Raw genomic sequence first — 12721 nt, 5'->3', positions numbered from 1 at the left:
CCGGAACGGAAGGGAGTTCACCGGTTAAATGGTTTGACGGTCGCTCAGGAGAGGCCAACGATGGGCGCGAACGTTCGGTCGGGACCGTCGGAGGACCACATGAGCAGCGCCGTCAAACTGATCCGCACCACGCGGCTGACCAGGGCGGTGGACTACGCCTACGCGGCGGAGGTCGACGCCCCGGTCCGCTCGCTCTGGCTGGCCGGGGCCTGCCCGCTCGACGAGGAGGGCCGGACGGTCGCCGTCGGCGACTTCGAGGCCCAGGCCCACCAGGTGATGCGGAACCTGATAACCGTGCTGGAGGAGTCCGGCGCCTCCCTCACCGACATCGCCCGGACGACGGTCTACGTGGCCTCCGCCGACCAGGCGGACCTGGTGAAGGTGTGGAACGTCTACCGCGCCTACATGGGGGAGCACGACGCCCCGAGCACCCTGCTCGGCGTCGCCGTGCTCGGGTACCACGACCAGCTGGTGGAGGTGGAGGCCGTGGCCGTCCTGCCCTCCTGAGTCGTCCTCATCCGAGCGGAGTCGACCGGTGCCGACCGGAGTCGACGGGGCCGGCGGGCCCCGCCCGGCCGTCCCGGCGGAGGAGGGCCGCGGCGGCACCGGGGCGCCCGCGGCGTTGTCGGAGCGGCTTGGCAGGATGCTCCCCATGCTCCTGACCCGTTCCGACCAGCGCCGTGACGACCGGCCCGCGCCTCCCGACGTCCGGGGCGACTTCGAGGTCCACCTGACCGTGGAGCCCGGAGCCGCCGAGGCGCTGGCCGCGTGGGCGCGGGGCCACGACGTGAAGTTCACCCACATCCTGCTGGCCCGCGGTGCGGCGCCCTCGCAGCCGATGCTCACCCTGCGCGCCGACGGCACGCTGGCGGAGGTCGCCGCGGTGACGTCCCGGACGGCCGAGGGGCTGGCCCGAGCCGGGTTCACCGTCCTGCGGGCGAAGATCGAGGCCGCGCCGTGGGCACACGGCGTCCCGGCCTCGGACGAGGACGCCGTGCCGCACGGAGCCGGCCGGTACTTCGAACACCACGTCAAGCTGCTGCTCCCGGGCCCGGTGCCCGAGGCGGACGACGCGCGCCTCGCCACCCTCACCGAGCTGGCCGTCCGGCACGGTGCGCACCTGTCGCGCAATCCGCGCCGGGTGCGCGCGGACGGCCGGTACGAGTGGTTCGTGACCCAGCGGTGCCGCTCGGTGGGCCTGGACACCGCTGGCCGCCGGCTGGAGGCGCTGCTGCGGGACCTCGCCGCCGACGGCCGCGAGGTGGTGTCCGTGGAGCGTGAGTTCGTCGTCGTGGACAGCCACGAGGACCTGGACGCGGGATGGATCAGCGAGCACGGGCACGGCGCCCGGCCGTACGGAGACGGAGAAGGAGAGCAGGGATGACCGAGGGCAAGCCCCCGTCGCCGGTGGCGTGGGAGAACCTGAACTGGGGACCGTGGCAGGGCGTGGTGCTGCCCAAGCGGCCGCCGTCGGAGGAGGTCCGTGAGGACCGGGACCTGCCCAGGACCATCCGGCCGGTCGACGACGAGGCGGTCAGCCAGCAGCCGGTCTTCGACCCCGCCCTCGCCGGGTACGCCCGGGCCCTCCGGCCCAGCGAGCCGGCCTTCGCCGACCCGCGGCTCGCCGAACGCTGGCTCGCCGCCCGGCGCGAGGCGCTGGCCACTGTGCTCTCCGCCGTCGCCGACTCGCCGTGGGCCGACCACCTGGTGCTGCGCGGCAGCGTCCTGCTGCGCGCCTGGTACGGCGAGCAGGCACGGGAGCCGGGCGACCTCGACTTCGTGGTCTGCCCGACGGACTGGGAGCTGGCCGACGAGCGCACTGGCCGGATGTTCCGGGAGCTCGCCGCCGGCGCCGAACGGCTCTCGGGCACCGTGCGGGTGCACGCCGACCAGGCGGTCAGCGACGAGATCTGGACCTACGACCGGGTGCCCGGGCGCCGGCTCGTCCTGCCGTGGACGGCCCCGGGCGTTCCGGGCGGTTCGGTCCAGCTCGACTTCGTCTTCACCGAGCACCTGCCCGTCCCGCCGCAGCCCTACCTGCTCCCCGGCGTCACCGGCCCGCTGCTCGGCGCCACGCCCGAGCTCTCCCTCGCCTGGAAGATCCTCTGGCTCGTCTCGGACATCCACCCGCAGGGCAAGGACCTCTACGACGCGGCCCTGCTCTCGCGCACCGCCGAGGTCCCGTACGAGCTGCTCCGGGAGGTCTTCACCCAGTCCGACCCGAACTGCCTGTACTGGCCGGTCTTCCCGGAGCAGATCACCGGACTCGACGTCGACTGGGACGAATTCGCCAAGGACTACCCGCAGTTCGCCGAACCCGTCGAGGAGTACCCCGCGCAGCTCCTCGCCCGGCTCCACCCGACCTTCGCCGACCACGGTGAGTACGCGCTGCGCGCCCGCTGGCTCGCCCCGCTGACCGAGGAGCTGCGGCAGACGCTGGCGGACGCCGGCATGGACGAGGTCCAGCGGCGGATGTCCGGACGCCGCATGCTCCCGGACAACACCCTGGTGATCACCAGTGAACTGCTCGGCGGGGACCTCGACGGTGCCCACCGCATCGTCTCCGGCCACCTCGGCAGCCAGGTGGACCGGATGACCTACCGGCTCGCGGAGGCCGCCGACCGCTACGCCGCCGAACTCGCCGACGGCCACGGGACGGGAGGCGGTTCCGACAGCTGACACCCCGCCGCCACCGCCGCCTGACACCGCGCCGGGCCGTACGACCGACCGTCAGGACAGGCCGCCCGGCCGCCGGGGCCGCCGCACGGGACGCGGCCCCGGTGCGGCCGGTACGGCGGCAAGGCCGGCGCGGCCCGCTCCGCGGTCAGTCGATGTAGCCGGCCGTGCGGTAGCCGCCGCGGGCGGTGCGGTCCACCTCGTCGGCGCCCCAGGTGTGCGGCACGGCCAGCTTCCAGCGGGCGCGCAGGACGGCGTGCTCCTCGCGGTTCCTGGTCACGTACCACTGCCCCATGCGGCACCAGGCCAGCGGCTCGTCGGCCTCCGTGGCCACCGCCCGCACCAGCTGCGCCGCGTGCCGGGCCACCTCGCCCTCCAGCGCCTCCAGGTACTGGTTCATCCGGTAGGTGGCCTGGTCGCCGTGCTGGAACATGGCGTACTCCGAGCCGCCCGCCATGTGCAGCCGGCCGTGCTCCATGGCCACCTTGCCGCTGCGCACCACCTCGCCCTCCTGGGCCGTCCCGGCGATCCCGGCGTTGAGCCGGTCCAACAGCTTGGCCTTCTCGGGGGTGGCCTCCGGGATCTGGCCGCCGCCCGTGCCGCCCTGCGCGGAGTACACCTCGTGCAGGTCGTAGTCCCCGGTGTAGAGGTAGCGCTTCCAGTGCGGATCGGCCTTCAGCCGGGTCAGCGCCGGGCCGCCGTCCTGTGTCCGCAGGTCGATCGGCACGTACTGCTCGCCCCCGGGGCCGGTCTGCACGATGCCCAGGTCCAGGACGGACCGGGGCGGGCGGTCGATCCGGATGCCGGCCAGGCCCTGGTCGTTCCAGTGGCCGACGAAGCCGCTCAGGTCCTGGGCCTGCAGCCAGTGCAGCACCGTCGCCGGGTCGCCCTCGGCCTGCCCGGGCCCGGTGCCGTACTTCTTGCGGACGGAGGAGGGCTTGATGGACTTCTCCAGGATGGTGTGCGGCTTGGGCTTGGCGCCCTCCGCGATGCGCCGGATCGAGTGCTCCCCGGTCTCCCGTACGGCGATGGTGTACTTGTGCTTCCGGCACACCTCGGAGATGGCGGCCCAGTGGTCCTCCCACACGATGGTCCGCAGGTCGGCCGCCCGTCCGCCGGAGGCGGCCTGCCCGTCGGGCGTGGCGGCCTCGCAGATCCTCAGCACGTTGTTCTGGTCCAGCTGCACCCGGGGCCGGCGCGGGGCGGCCTGGTCGCCCGGTGCGCGCTGGAGTCCCACGGCCGCCCGGCGGTCGTCCCGGCCGGTGCCGTCCCGCTGCTCCGCGATCATGCGCGCCGTCGCCGCGTTGCCGACGGTGCGCTGCAGGGCCGCGGCACCCCGCGCGGGCGCGTCCCCTTCGGAGCGTGCTCCGGTGCCGGGGCGCCGGGCCGGGCCCGCGTCGCGCTGAGGCTGCCCGGCCTTCTGCGGCTGTTCCCTCGAGTGCATGCTGCGACCTCCTCGGTCCCCTCCGTCCCTTTATACAAGGGGAGTTCGCCGATGCCGGAGGAAAGCTCAGACGGTGCCCTCCCGGTCCGCCGCCCCGGGCCCGGAGGGCCAACCGGTCGTGCACTCCAGGACCCGGCCGTCGGCCGTGCCGACGAGCAGGCGGCCGGCCCCGGTGGCGGTGAGCGCGGTCGGGACGACGGGGACACCGGCGACGGTCAGCCGGTGGCGCCGGCGGAGGGCGCCGGTGCGGAGGTCGAGGGCCAGGAGTTCGCCGTCGCGGTAGGCGACGTGGGCGGTGTCCGGGTCGGTGTCGAGGTCGAGGGCGACGTGGTCGGTCCGGAACACCCAGCGCGGCGTGCCGTCGGCGCCCGAGCGGCGGACGACGAAGGAGCCACCGGGCTGCAGCCCGTGGCCGCTGTAGACGGTGCCGGCGTACACCAGGTCGCCGTCGGCGGTCTCCACGCCCGGGCCGGGGAAGTGCGTCTCCCCGGGCTCCCAGGAGAACGGGAACAGGGGTTGGAGGTCCGCCCCGTCGGGGGAGCGCACCGAGAGCACGTACGGCTCCGTCTCCCGACGGCCCGGCGGCGGGGCCTGGTTGACGTAGTCCCGGCTCCCGCGCCGGATCCGCAGGCGGTCGTGCACGTCGAGGTACGGGACGGTGCGGTGCCGGAGCAGCAGGCCGTCGGGGAGCGTGGTACGCCCGGGCTGCTCCGGGGCGTCGTCCTGGTCGCCCTCCTCGCGGGCGAGGGTGGCCAGGACCGCGCCGTCCGGTCGTTCCTCGACGGCGAGGACGTGCCGCCGGGGCTCCCAGTCGGGGCTCAGGGCGGAGAGCGCCCGGCGGGCCTCCTCGTGTCCGTCGGTCCGCGGGGCCGGGACCCGGGGGCCGGCCAGGTCGTCGAAGGTGAGCGAACGGGGCGCGGCGGTGCGCCAGTCGGGCCGACGTACGACGGCGACGTGGCCCTCGACGTGCGCCTTCCGGTCCTTCCAGTCGTCGGGCGGTGACATCAGCACGCGCAGGGCCTGGTCGTCGAGCCAGGTCAGTCCGAGGACCCTGCGGCCGAAGTCGTGCTCGATGAGCGAGGTGGTCGTGCCCGTCTCCCAGTCGAGGAGCAGCAGCTCGCCCTCGAAGAAGTAGCCGCCGTCGTACGCGCCGGTGCCGACGGCGAGCAGGGGCGCGGTGGGGTGGAAGGCCAGCGCGTGCACCGGGAAACGCGTCCGGAGCACGGCCCGGCAGCCGAGGTCCCCCGTGCCGTACACCCCCACCGTCGCGGTCCGGGCGAACGCGCGCTCGCCCGCGACGGTGAGCAGGCCGCGCGCCTCGTCGGGCACGGCGAGGACGGGGCGGCCGACCTCGGCGAACGGGCGGTCGCCGAGGACCCGGAGGACGCGGACGGGGTGGAGCGGGGAGGTCATGCGGAGATTCTCCCAGTCGGCGGCGACGGTCCGCGGACGGGTCCCGCCGAGCGGGGCGGCGGCCGCCTCAGCGTCAACGTCGATTGACGCTTACCGTGCCCAGCGGGCCGTGTTTGCAAGGAAGTTGGCCGCTCCGCCCCTACCCTTGGGCCATGAAACAGCACATCGTCACGCTGGTCCTCGCGGGCCTCCTACTCGGCATCGTCGCGTTCGGTGCCGGCTGGTTCGCGGCGGACTCCCGGCAGACCGCTCCGGCGCCGACCTACATCACGGTCACGCCGGAGCCGGTCGCCACCGGCGCGGTCTCGCCCCCGGCCTCGGCTGCCTCGGCAGGTAGCCGGTAGCGGGCGGCCGGTGTCCGGAGGCGGGGGCGGCCGCTACTGCCGGACCGCCCAGAACCGGTCGGCCATGTTGTCGTACGCGACCGACGCGGACAGTGACTCCGCCGGCTCCTTCCAGAGCATCTGCCACTGGCCGTCGCCCGGGTCGTTGTCCACGATCACCTCCAGACCGCGTGCCGTGTTCACCCAGCTGCTCGCCTGGTCGCGGAAGCCGTAGTCGGTGAAGTACACGGCGGCGTCCTCGTGGAAGAGGTTGAACTGGAGCCGGCGGCCGCCCCAGTTCCGGTCGGAGTAGAAGCAGTAGTAGGACGGCTCGCTGACCGGGGTGGGGCAGTGCTTCCAGTCCGGGCTCCGGACGGTGCGGCGGCGGTGGTCGCCGCTCCATGGCGGCGCCTGCGCCTGCCCGGGCAGCGGGAGCACCAGCACCGCTCCGCCCGGGAAGGTGATCTCGTTGGCGGCGGTCTGCCGGCCGCCCTTGCCCGCGGCGAGCTGGGCGTCCACCGCCTGCTGCAGCACGTCGCGGTCGCTGTCGCTCAGGGAGGTGATGATGGCTCTCTGGTCCCCGGCCTGGCTGGGCGCGGCGGCGGCCTGCGCCCCGAGGGGAGCGACCAGGAGCACGAGGGCCCCGGCGGTACGGACGAGGAGTCGGCGGACTCGAGAGTGCGTCATATGCCAAACGTAGCCGCGCACATACCGCCGGTAACCTTGCTTTCTCGATCAGACGGCGCGTACGCGGCAGCGGTGCGCCGGTGCGTACGCGCCCCCGGATCGGGCGTGCCCGCGACCCGCTACCCGCTACCTGCTACCCGCTACGCCTCGCCGAGCGGCCCCCGAGGAGCACGGTCGGCGGGGCCCGGCACGAGGGGCGCGGTGACGCGCTGGGTCGGGGCGGTGCTGTCGTCGTCGTCCGAGTTCACCGAGGCGGTGATCGAGCCCGTCAGCGAGGAGGCCAGGCCGAGGAGCAGGAAGAGGACGAGCAGGCCGCGCGCGGCACCGCTCAGGACCAGCGGGCGGGTGGCCGAGACCGGGCCCGCAGGCTCGCTGCCCGGCTCGTCGCCGAACAGGCGCTTGGGGTAGGCGGACGAGATCATCGTCAGATAGGCGGTGTAGCGCACCCGGTAGCGCAGGATCGCGGCCGTCGCCTCGTACAGCGGCCGCGGCATCCGGCCGAGGACCAGCACCACCAGCCAGAGGACGAACGACACCGTCCACCACCCCGCGTACACCAGGCCCTGCACGATCGAGGCCGGGACGACCAGGATGATGCGGAACAGCACGGCCAGCCGGTTCAGCTCGCCCGGCCGCAGCTCGACCTGCACCGGGTACTCGGGCACCTCGAACCGGAACGGCGGATAGCGGTCCACGGTGAGCATCAGGTACGCGGTGACGCGGGTGTCGTACGGGACGAACACGGTGAGGTAGTCCGCCACGAAGTCGGGCAGCCGGCCGAGCACCAGCGCGCCGAACCAGCCGACGACGGTGACGAAGAACGCCACCACCGACAGCACCCAGACCACCACGAACTGGGGGATCAGCAGCAGCGCGCGCAGCAGCACCGTCCAGCGGTTCTGCGGGGCGGGCGCCGGCATGTCCAGCACCGGGAGCCACTCACGGCTGACGGGGGCGGGAGGAGCCTGCCACATCCGGGCCTCCACGGTCTCGGGACGACGGGACCCGGCCGTCGGGCGGCGACCGGGTGCCCTCCGAAGATCGCAGCCCCCCGCCCGCGGCGCGCGCCACGCTGCGCCGGACGGGGCAGCCGCAGAAGTGGCGGGGATGCTCCAGCGGCTGTCAGGCGAGCTTCGCGCAGAGCGGTTCGGCGGAGCCGTGCCTGAGGGTCAGCGTCTTGTAGCCGGTGGAGCTGATGTCGATGGTATAGACGCCGTCGACGAGATAGAGGTCGCGGGGCAGGTTGCCGCCGTTCGGGCCGACGCCGAGCAGGACCGGGCCGTGGGCGTGCCAGGTCTGGGACCTGTCGGCGCGGTAGTCGACGACGGCCCGGCCGCCGGCGTCCGCGACGTACGAGGCGCCGGTCGTCGTGTTGGTGATCCGCAGGACGAGGGCGCCCCGGAAGGCGGCGCGCCGCACGGTGGTGCCGTCGGGGGCGTACTCCAGCACCCGCCGCTGCCCCTCGTCGACGACGGGCTCCAGGTGCACGGGGAAGTCGCAGCGGGAGCCGGCCGGGAGGTCGGAGGCCGGCGTGGGCCACGCCTCCCACCCGCCCTGACCGGCGACGGCCCCGGGCGCGTCGGAGGAAGCGGCAGAGGAAGCGGCGGAGGCGGGCGGGACGGTCGCGGCGCCGGCCGGAGCGGCCGCCAGACCCGTGACGGCGGCCAGCGCCGTGGCCGCGGCAGTGAGCAGGATTCTTCGCATGATCGGTCCTCCTGGCGAGGTGTCAGATGTGCGGGGGCCCAGCCTGGCGGTCGCCCCCGACCGGATTCTCACCACGATCCCCGGGCCGCCGCCGCCCGAAGCCTCCCGCTGGGCGATCCGTGTCCCGAGCCAGTGCTCGCTCTCCGGTTGTTCACCCGTGGGGCAGGAGGGACGGCGTCAGGTCCATCGGTAAGCGTTTGACGACCTCCTCCTGGACGCGAGCGGCCGACGGCGCCGGTGCGGGTTGGCGACCTGTGGGGTCCGTCGGGCCTTCTGCTTCGCCCGTGCCGGCCGTCGCCGGATCGCGGGCTTTCCGATGTCTTGACGAACCCATGACACTGGCGGACCATCAAGCTGGCGCGCGCCGAACCTCCTCCACCGTTCCGCCCCCCACGGACCCCCACAGGAGGACAGTCATGCGACTGCCCCGCCGAGGGAAGCCCGCCGCGGCCACCGCCGTCCTGCTGGCCCTCGCCCTCGCCACCCCGCTCACCGCCAGTGCCGCCGACACCGGCACCCCCGCCCCGTTCACCATCGGTGCCGCCGACAACGACGGCGCGCGGCAGTACCGGCTCGACGGCCCCCGCACCGTCGCCGAGCGCACCGCCGTCGCCGCCACCGGTGCCTCCGTCGACGCCGTCCTGCCCGACGCGGTGGTGGTCACCGCCACCCCCGCCGAGGCCGCCCGGCTGCGGACGCTCGGCTGGTCGCCCGTCGCGCTGCCCGGCCCCCGCTACGGCGACGAAGGCGACGGAGGCGGCGCGGGCCTGGCCGGGCCGGTGTACGACTTCCCGCCGGCCGACTCCGGCTACCACAACTACGCCGAGGCCACCGCCGACATCGACGCCGTCGTCGCCGCGCACCCGGACATCATGAGCAAGCGCGTCATCGGCACCTCCTACGAGGGCCGTCCGATCGTCGCGGTGAAGATCAGCGACAACGTCGGCACCGACGAGGACGAGCCCGAGGTGCTGTTCACCGCCCACCAGCACGCCCGCGAGCACCTCACCGTCGAGATGGCGCTCTACCTGCTGCACGAGTTCGGCGACAAGTACGCCACCGACAGCCGCATCGCCAACGCCGTCAACAGCCGCGAGATCTGGGTGATCCCCGACCTCAACCCGGACGGCGGCGAGTACGACATCGCCACCGGCCGCTACCGCAGCTGGCGCAAGGACCGCCAGCCGAACTCCGGCAGCAACAGCGTCGGCACCGACCTCAACCGCAACTGGAACTACAAGTGGGGCTGCTGCGGCGGCTCCTCCGGCTCCACCTCCAACGAGACCTACCGGGGCAGCGCCCCGGAGTCCGCGAAGGAGACCAAGGTGGTCGCCGACTTCGTCCGCAGCCGGGTCGTCGGCGGCAAGCAGCAGATCACCGCCGCCATCGACTTCCACACCTACAGCGAACTGGTGCTCTGGCCGTTCGGCTGGACCACCGCCGAGACCGCCCCCGGCATGACCGCCGACGAGTACAACACCTTCGCCGCCATCGGCCGGGACATGGCCGGCACCAACGGCTACACGCCCGAGCAGTCCAGCGAGCTCTACATCACCGACGGCGCGATCGACGACTGGCTGTGGGGCGCCCAGCGGGTCTTCGCCTACACCTTCGAGATGTACCCCGGCCCGAACGGCAGCAGCGGCTTCTACCCGCCCGACGAGGTCATCGGCCGCGAGACCGCCCGCAACCGCGAAGCGGTCCTGCGCCTGGTGGAGACGGCCGACTGCGTCTACCGCGCGATCGGCAAGCAGCAGCAGTACTGCGGCATCTCCGCCTGAGCACCCGCCCCCGGCACGCGTGCTCCGCGTGCCACCGCCCGGCGCCGGCTGCGGGACCACCCCGCGGCCGGCTTCGGGTCGGCCATCTCCGTGAGGGGGCACACCGGTTGACCGATGAACCGGTAGCTGCGTGACGGCTCCCCTCGCGGAACAGGCTCAGCCCCAGAACTCCCGCAGGGCGGCGTTGACGGCGGCGGGCTCCTGGGTGTGCGGGTAGTAGCCGGGCACCCGCAGGAGGCGGCCGTCGAGGGAGTCCGTGAGGGGCTCGGCCACGGCCATGAGGGGGAGCCCCACGTGCTCGCGGTACGCGGCCGGCGCGTTCTCCCACGTTCCGCAGATCACCAGGACCGGCAGGGCGGCGCGCCGGATCGGCTCCAGGGGGATCCGCGCCTCCCAGACGGGCCGTTCCCCCATGGAGGTGGCGACGGCACGGAGCCGGCGCGGTGTGGGCTCGGGCATGGCCATCCCCAGCCCCTCGGTGGACGCCCGCAGGTACTGCTCCGGCGTGACGTCGTCCGGGATGCCCGGGGCGCCGTCGCGCACCCGGTCGAGGAGTTCGGCGACGACCGGGTGGTGCGCGGCGGCGGTGAAGGCGGAGGGCTGGACGAGGGTGAGGGAGCGGACCAGGTCGGGTCGGCGCGCGGCGGCGATGAGCGCGGCGACGGCGCCGTTGCCGTGCCCCACGAGGTGGGCGCCGCCGAACCCCGCGGCGGAGGCCCCGTCGCCGAGCAGCCCCTCGATGTCCTGGGCGTCGACGTCGAAGTCGCCGCGCGCGGTGTCCGGGCTGTCGCCGTAGCCCCGGCGGTCCATCAGGAGGAGCCGCCGGCTGTCCGCGAGGGGCCGCTGCCCGGCGAACCCGTACGCGGGGTCGCTGCCCCAGGTGAAGATGTTGTGGACGAAGAGGGCGGGGACGGCCGTCGGGGCCGCCGGGGCCTCCGAAGCTGTCGGGGCCCGGCCTCCGCCGACCCGGTCGCGGTCATCCCAGACGGTCACGTGCACGGCTGCCATGGGGCATCCTCCCGAAGCCGAGGAACGTCAACTCCCGTGAGCCTAGACCTCGATCCACTGTTGACGCCTGTGCCGGGGTGCCACGGGGCAGCGTGCCGTGCGGCGCGGGGAGGCGTGCGCGTGCGGTGGGCACTCGGCCAACCCGCCCGGCGTCCGGTAGATTCTGCGCCCGGTTGATCGGCACACGAAGTGGCCGGGTGCCGTGGGTTCGACGCAGGGGGGCGACGGGTGCGGAGCGGGGACGGGCGCGTGGGGGGTCTGCTGGAGTGCTGGCGGGCCGTTGAGTTGTTCAGTCCGCCGCCGATTCCGGAGGTGCCGCGGAAGCGTCGGGCGGGTCGCCCTCGGGCGTCGGACGCGGTCGTCGTCGATGTGACGCCGGTGGCCGGGCAGGCGGCGGTGCTGTTGCCGTGGGCGCCGGAGCACCCGGAGACGGCGGCGCGGCGGGCGCCGCGGGGGATGGTGTGGCGGCACGAGGTGTACGGCGGGGTGTACGACCTGGAGCTGCTGCGCCAGGCGATGATCGCCGTGCTGCCGGAGGGGACCGACCCCGATCCGGGGGTGCCGGACGAGGAGTTGGTGCTGTCGGGGCGGAGCGCGATGTTCGCGCTGGTCCTGGACGAGCACGGGCGGCCGGTCGAGGACACCTCGGTGGTCTCCGCGTGCGGCTGGGCGGCGGGTCGGCTGTTCGACCCGGGGCCGTCGGTGGCCGGGTGGCTGGACGGGTTCGAGGAGTTGGGGGAGGCGTTCGAGGTCGCGGTGGGGCGGCTGACCGCCACGCCGATTCCGTACGCGCCGGGGCCCTCGCCGCTGCCGAACCCGGTGACGGTGGGGGAGGAGGCCGTCCGCGGCTGGCGGCAACTGATCGCGGAGATCCTGGGCGGCGCGGCGGTGGCGGCGGTCGGTGCGCTGTTCGGCGAGGTCGCCGGGGCGGCGGTGCGCGGGGCGACGGAGCCGCTGGTGCGGCGCGTCGCGGACTGGTCGGCGGCCCGTCGTCCGGACGAGGAGAGCGCGACGGGGGAGCCCGCGCCCGTGCTGCCGGAGCCGCCCGCTGACGAAGTGGCGCAGGATACTGGCCCGCGCCCGGTCGGGCTCGCCGACCTGGTCGCCCTGACCGCCCAGATCGCCCACCTCTGCGGTGTCGAGGAGCACCTGGACCCGCGGGTGATCCGGGTCCGCAGCCGGCTGGTCCACCGCCCGCGCGACCCGAAGGCCAAGCCCGCCGCCGCGCAGCCGTTCCTCAACAGCCTGCTGCCGCCCGACCTGGCCCGGGTCCGCGCCGCGCTCGACGACGGCCTCGGCCCCGCGCTGGAGGCCTACCTGACCGGCCGCCGGGACATCCCGGTCGGCGCCCGCACCGATCTGCGCGAGGACCGGCTCACCGTCCTCGACGGCGTCCACCCGGCCCTCGTCCCCGCCGGGCGCTGGCCCGCCAAGGCGCGGTACCCGCTCGCGCTGAGCCAGCAGTTCGCGGTCGACCGCATGCTCGCCGACCGCACCGCCGCGGACGCCGACGCCGGCGGCCTGTTCTCCGTCAACGGCCCGCCCGGCACCGGCAAGACCACCATGCTGCGCGACCTCGTCGCCGCCCTCGTGGTCGAACGCGCCGCCGTGATGGCCGGCTACCGGCGGCCCGAGGAGGCGCTCGTCGGCCGCCCCTGGCGGGGCAAGGACCGTTAGGGCGTCCA

At 74.4% G+C, this 12721-nt stretch carries 12 protein-coding genes; 6 read left to right on the top strand and 6 right to left on the bottom strand.

The window, feature by feature from the left end; all coding sequences use genetic code 11:
- The first annotated feature begins 99 nt into the window (after positions 1 to 99).
- The 3 genes from ACFVXH_RS26850 (at position 100) to ACFVXH_RS26840 (ending at position 2679) form a co-directional block, all read left to right on the top strand.
- The gene (locus ACFVXH_RS26850) at positions 100 to 507 is read left to right on the top strand and encodes a RidA family protein (RefSeq protein ID WP_049652920.1); all 408 of its coding nucleotides are present in this window, start codon (positions 100 to 102) and stop codon (positions 505 to 507) included.
- A gap of 145 nt (positions 508 to 652) precedes the next feature.
- Positions 653 to 1384: a hypothetical protein gene (locus ACFVXH_RS26845; RefSeq protein WP_387827882.1), complete on the top strand. Its 732-nt coding sequence runs from the start codon at positions 653 to 655 to the stop codon at positions 1382 to 1384.
- Positions 1381 to 2679 (top strand): nucleotidyl transferase AbiEii/AbiGii toxin family protein, encoded by a 1299-nt coding sequence (locus ACFVXH_RS26840; protein ID WP_387827879.1) that lies wholly within the window; start codon positions 1381 to 1383, stop codon positions 2677 to 2679. Before ACFVXH_RS26845 ends, ACFVXH_RS26840 begins: the two co-directional genes overlap by 4 nt.
- 145 nt (positions 2680 to 2824) lie before the next feature.
- On the opposite strand, the gene ACFVXH_RS26835 is transcribed toward ACFVXH_RS26840, so the two are convergent.
- Together ACFVXH_RS26835 and ACFVXH_RS26830 are read right to left on the bottom strand one after the other, a co-directional pair.
- On the bottom strand, positions 2825 to 4120 hold the full coding sequence (locus tag ACFVXH_RS26835) for a hypothetical protein (RefSeq protein ID WP_387827876.1): 1296 nt from the start codon (positions 4118 to 4120) through the stop codon (positions 2825 to 2827).
- Between the two features lie 66 nt (positions 4121 to 4186).
- Positions 4187 to 5533, bottom strand: coding sequence for a hypothetical protein (locus tag ACFVXH_RS26830; RefSeq protein WP_387827873.1), 1347 nt, complete (start codon positions 5531 to 5533; stop codon positions 4187 to 4189).
- 152 nt (positions 5534 to 5685) lie between these two features.
- Between ACFVXH_RS26830 and ACFVXH_RS26825 the strand changes: the two genes are divergently transcribed.
- The gene (locus ACFVXH_RS26825; RefSeq protein WP_049652898.1) at positions 5686 to 5877 is read left to right on the top strand and encodes a hypothetical protein; all 192 of its coding nucleotides are present in this window, start codon (positions 5686 to 5688) and stop codon (positions 5875 to 5877) included.
- 33 nt (positions 5878 to 5910) lie between these two features.
- Here the strand turns inward: ACFVXH_RS26825 and ACFVXH_RS26820 are convergent, their stop codons facing one another.
- From ACFVXH_RS26820 to ACFVXH_RS26810, 3 genes are all read right to left on the bottom strand, one after another.
- Complete coding sequence (locus ACFVXH_RS26820) at positions 5911 to 6543, bottom strand: peptidase inhibitor family I36 protein (protein ID WP_387827870.1); 633 nt, start codon at positions 6541 to 6543, stop codon at positions 5911 to 5913.
- A 140-nt stretch (positions 6544 to 6683) separates the two neighbouring features.
- Entirely contained in the window at positions 6684 to 7517 is an 834-nt protein-coding gene (locus ACFVXH_RS26815) for a DUF4389 domain-containing protein (RefSeq protein ID WP_387827867.1), read from the bottom strand.
- Between the two features lie 148 nt (positions 7518 to 7665).
- On the bottom strand, positions 7666 to 8247 hold the full coding sequence (locus ACFVXH_RS26810; RefSeq protein WP_380778713.1) for a hypothetical protein: 582 nt from the start codon (positions 8245 to 8247) through the stop codon (positions 7666 to 7668).
- Between the two features lie 416 nt (positions 8248 to 8663).
- Here ACFVXH_RS26810 and ACFVXH_RS26805 point away from each other — a divergent pair, with 416 nt between their 5' ends.
- Positions 8664 to 10028 carry a M14 family metallopeptidase gene (locus ACFVXH_RS26805; protein WP_387827865.1) on the top strand — a complete coding sequence of 455 codons (1365 nt, stop codon included), beginning with the start codon at positions 8664 to 8666 and terminating at the stop codon, positions 10026 to 10028.
- Positions 10029 to 10184: 156 nt separating this feature from the next.
- Here the strand turns inward: ACFVXH_RS26805 and ACFVXH_RS26800 are convergent, their stop codons facing one another.
- Entirely contained in the window at positions 10185 to 11036 is an 852-nt protein-coding gene (locus ACFVXH_RS26800; protein WP_387827862.1) for an alpha/beta fold hydrolase, read from the bottom strand.
- A 378-nt stretch (positions 11037 to 11414) separates the two neighbouring features.
- Here ACFVXH_RS26800 and ACFVXH_RS26795 point away from each other — a divergent pair, with 378 nt between their 5' ends.
- Positions 11415 to 12713 carry a hypothetical protein gene (locus ACFVXH_RS26795; protein WP_387827859.1) on the top strand — a complete coding sequence of 433 codons (1299 nt, stop codon included), beginning with the start codon at positions 11415 to 11417 and terminating at the stop codon, positions 12711 to 12713.
- Positions 12714 to 12721: the final 8 nt, after the last annotated feature.

It is taken from the genome of Kitasatospora sp. NPDC058184 (genome assembly GCF_042883725.1).
Lineage (GTDB): Bacteria > Actinomycetota > Actinomycetes > Streptomycetales > Streptomycetaceae > Kitasatospora.
This window is presented reverse-complemented; position numbering and strand designations above follow the sequence as displayed.

Excerpts from the sequence above, each read along its gene's own strand:
- ACFVXH_RS26850 (WP_049652920.1), top strand. The coding sequence starts at position 100 with ATGAGCAGCGCCGTCAAACTGATCCGCACCACGCGGCTGACCAGGGCG.
- ACFVXH_RS26845 (WP_387827882.1), top strand. The coding sequence starts at position 653 with ATGCTCCTGACCCGTTCCGACCAGCGCCGTGACGACCGGCCCGCGCCT.
- ACFVXH_RS26840 (WP_387827879.1), top strand. The coding sequence starts at position 1,381 with ATGACCGAGGGCAAGCCCCCGTCGCCGGTGGCGTGGGAGAACCTGAAC.
- ACFVXH_RS26835 (WP_387827876.1), bottom strand. The coding sequence starts at position 4,120 with ATGCACTCGAGGGAACAGCCGCAGAAGGCCGGGCAGCCTCAGCGCGAC.
- ACFVXH_RS26830 (WP_387827873.1), bottom strand. The coding sequence starts at position 5,533 with ATGACCTCCCCGCTCCACCCCGTCCGCGTCCTCCGGGTCCTCGGCGAC.
- ACFVXH_RS26825 (WP_049652898.1), top strand. The coding sequence starts at position 5,686 with ATGAAACAGCACATCGTCACGCTGGTCCTCGCGGGCCTCCTACTCGGC.
- ACFVXH_RS26820 (WP_387827870.1), bottom strand. The coding sequence starts at position 6,543 with ATGACGCACTCTCGAGTCCGCCGACTCCTCGTCCGTACCGCCGGGGCC.
- ACFVXH_RS26815 (WP_387827867.1), bottom strand. The coding sequence starts at position 7,517 with ATGTGGCAGGCTCCTCCCGCCCCCGTCAGCCGTGAGTGGCTCCCGGTG.
- ACFVXH_RS26810 (WP_380778713.1), bottom strand. The coding sequence starts at position 8,247 with ATGCGAAGAATCCTGCTCACTGCCGCGGCCACGGCGCTGGCCGCCGTC.
- ACFVXH_RS26805 (WP_387827865.1), top strand. The coding sequence starts at position 8,664 with ATGCGACTGCCCCGCCGAGGGAAGCCCGCCGCGGCCACCGCCGTCCTG.
- ACFVXH_RS26800 (WP_387827862.1), bottom strand. The coding sequence starts at position 11,036 with ATGGCAGCCGTGCACGTGACCGTCTGGGATGACCGCGACCGGGTCGGC.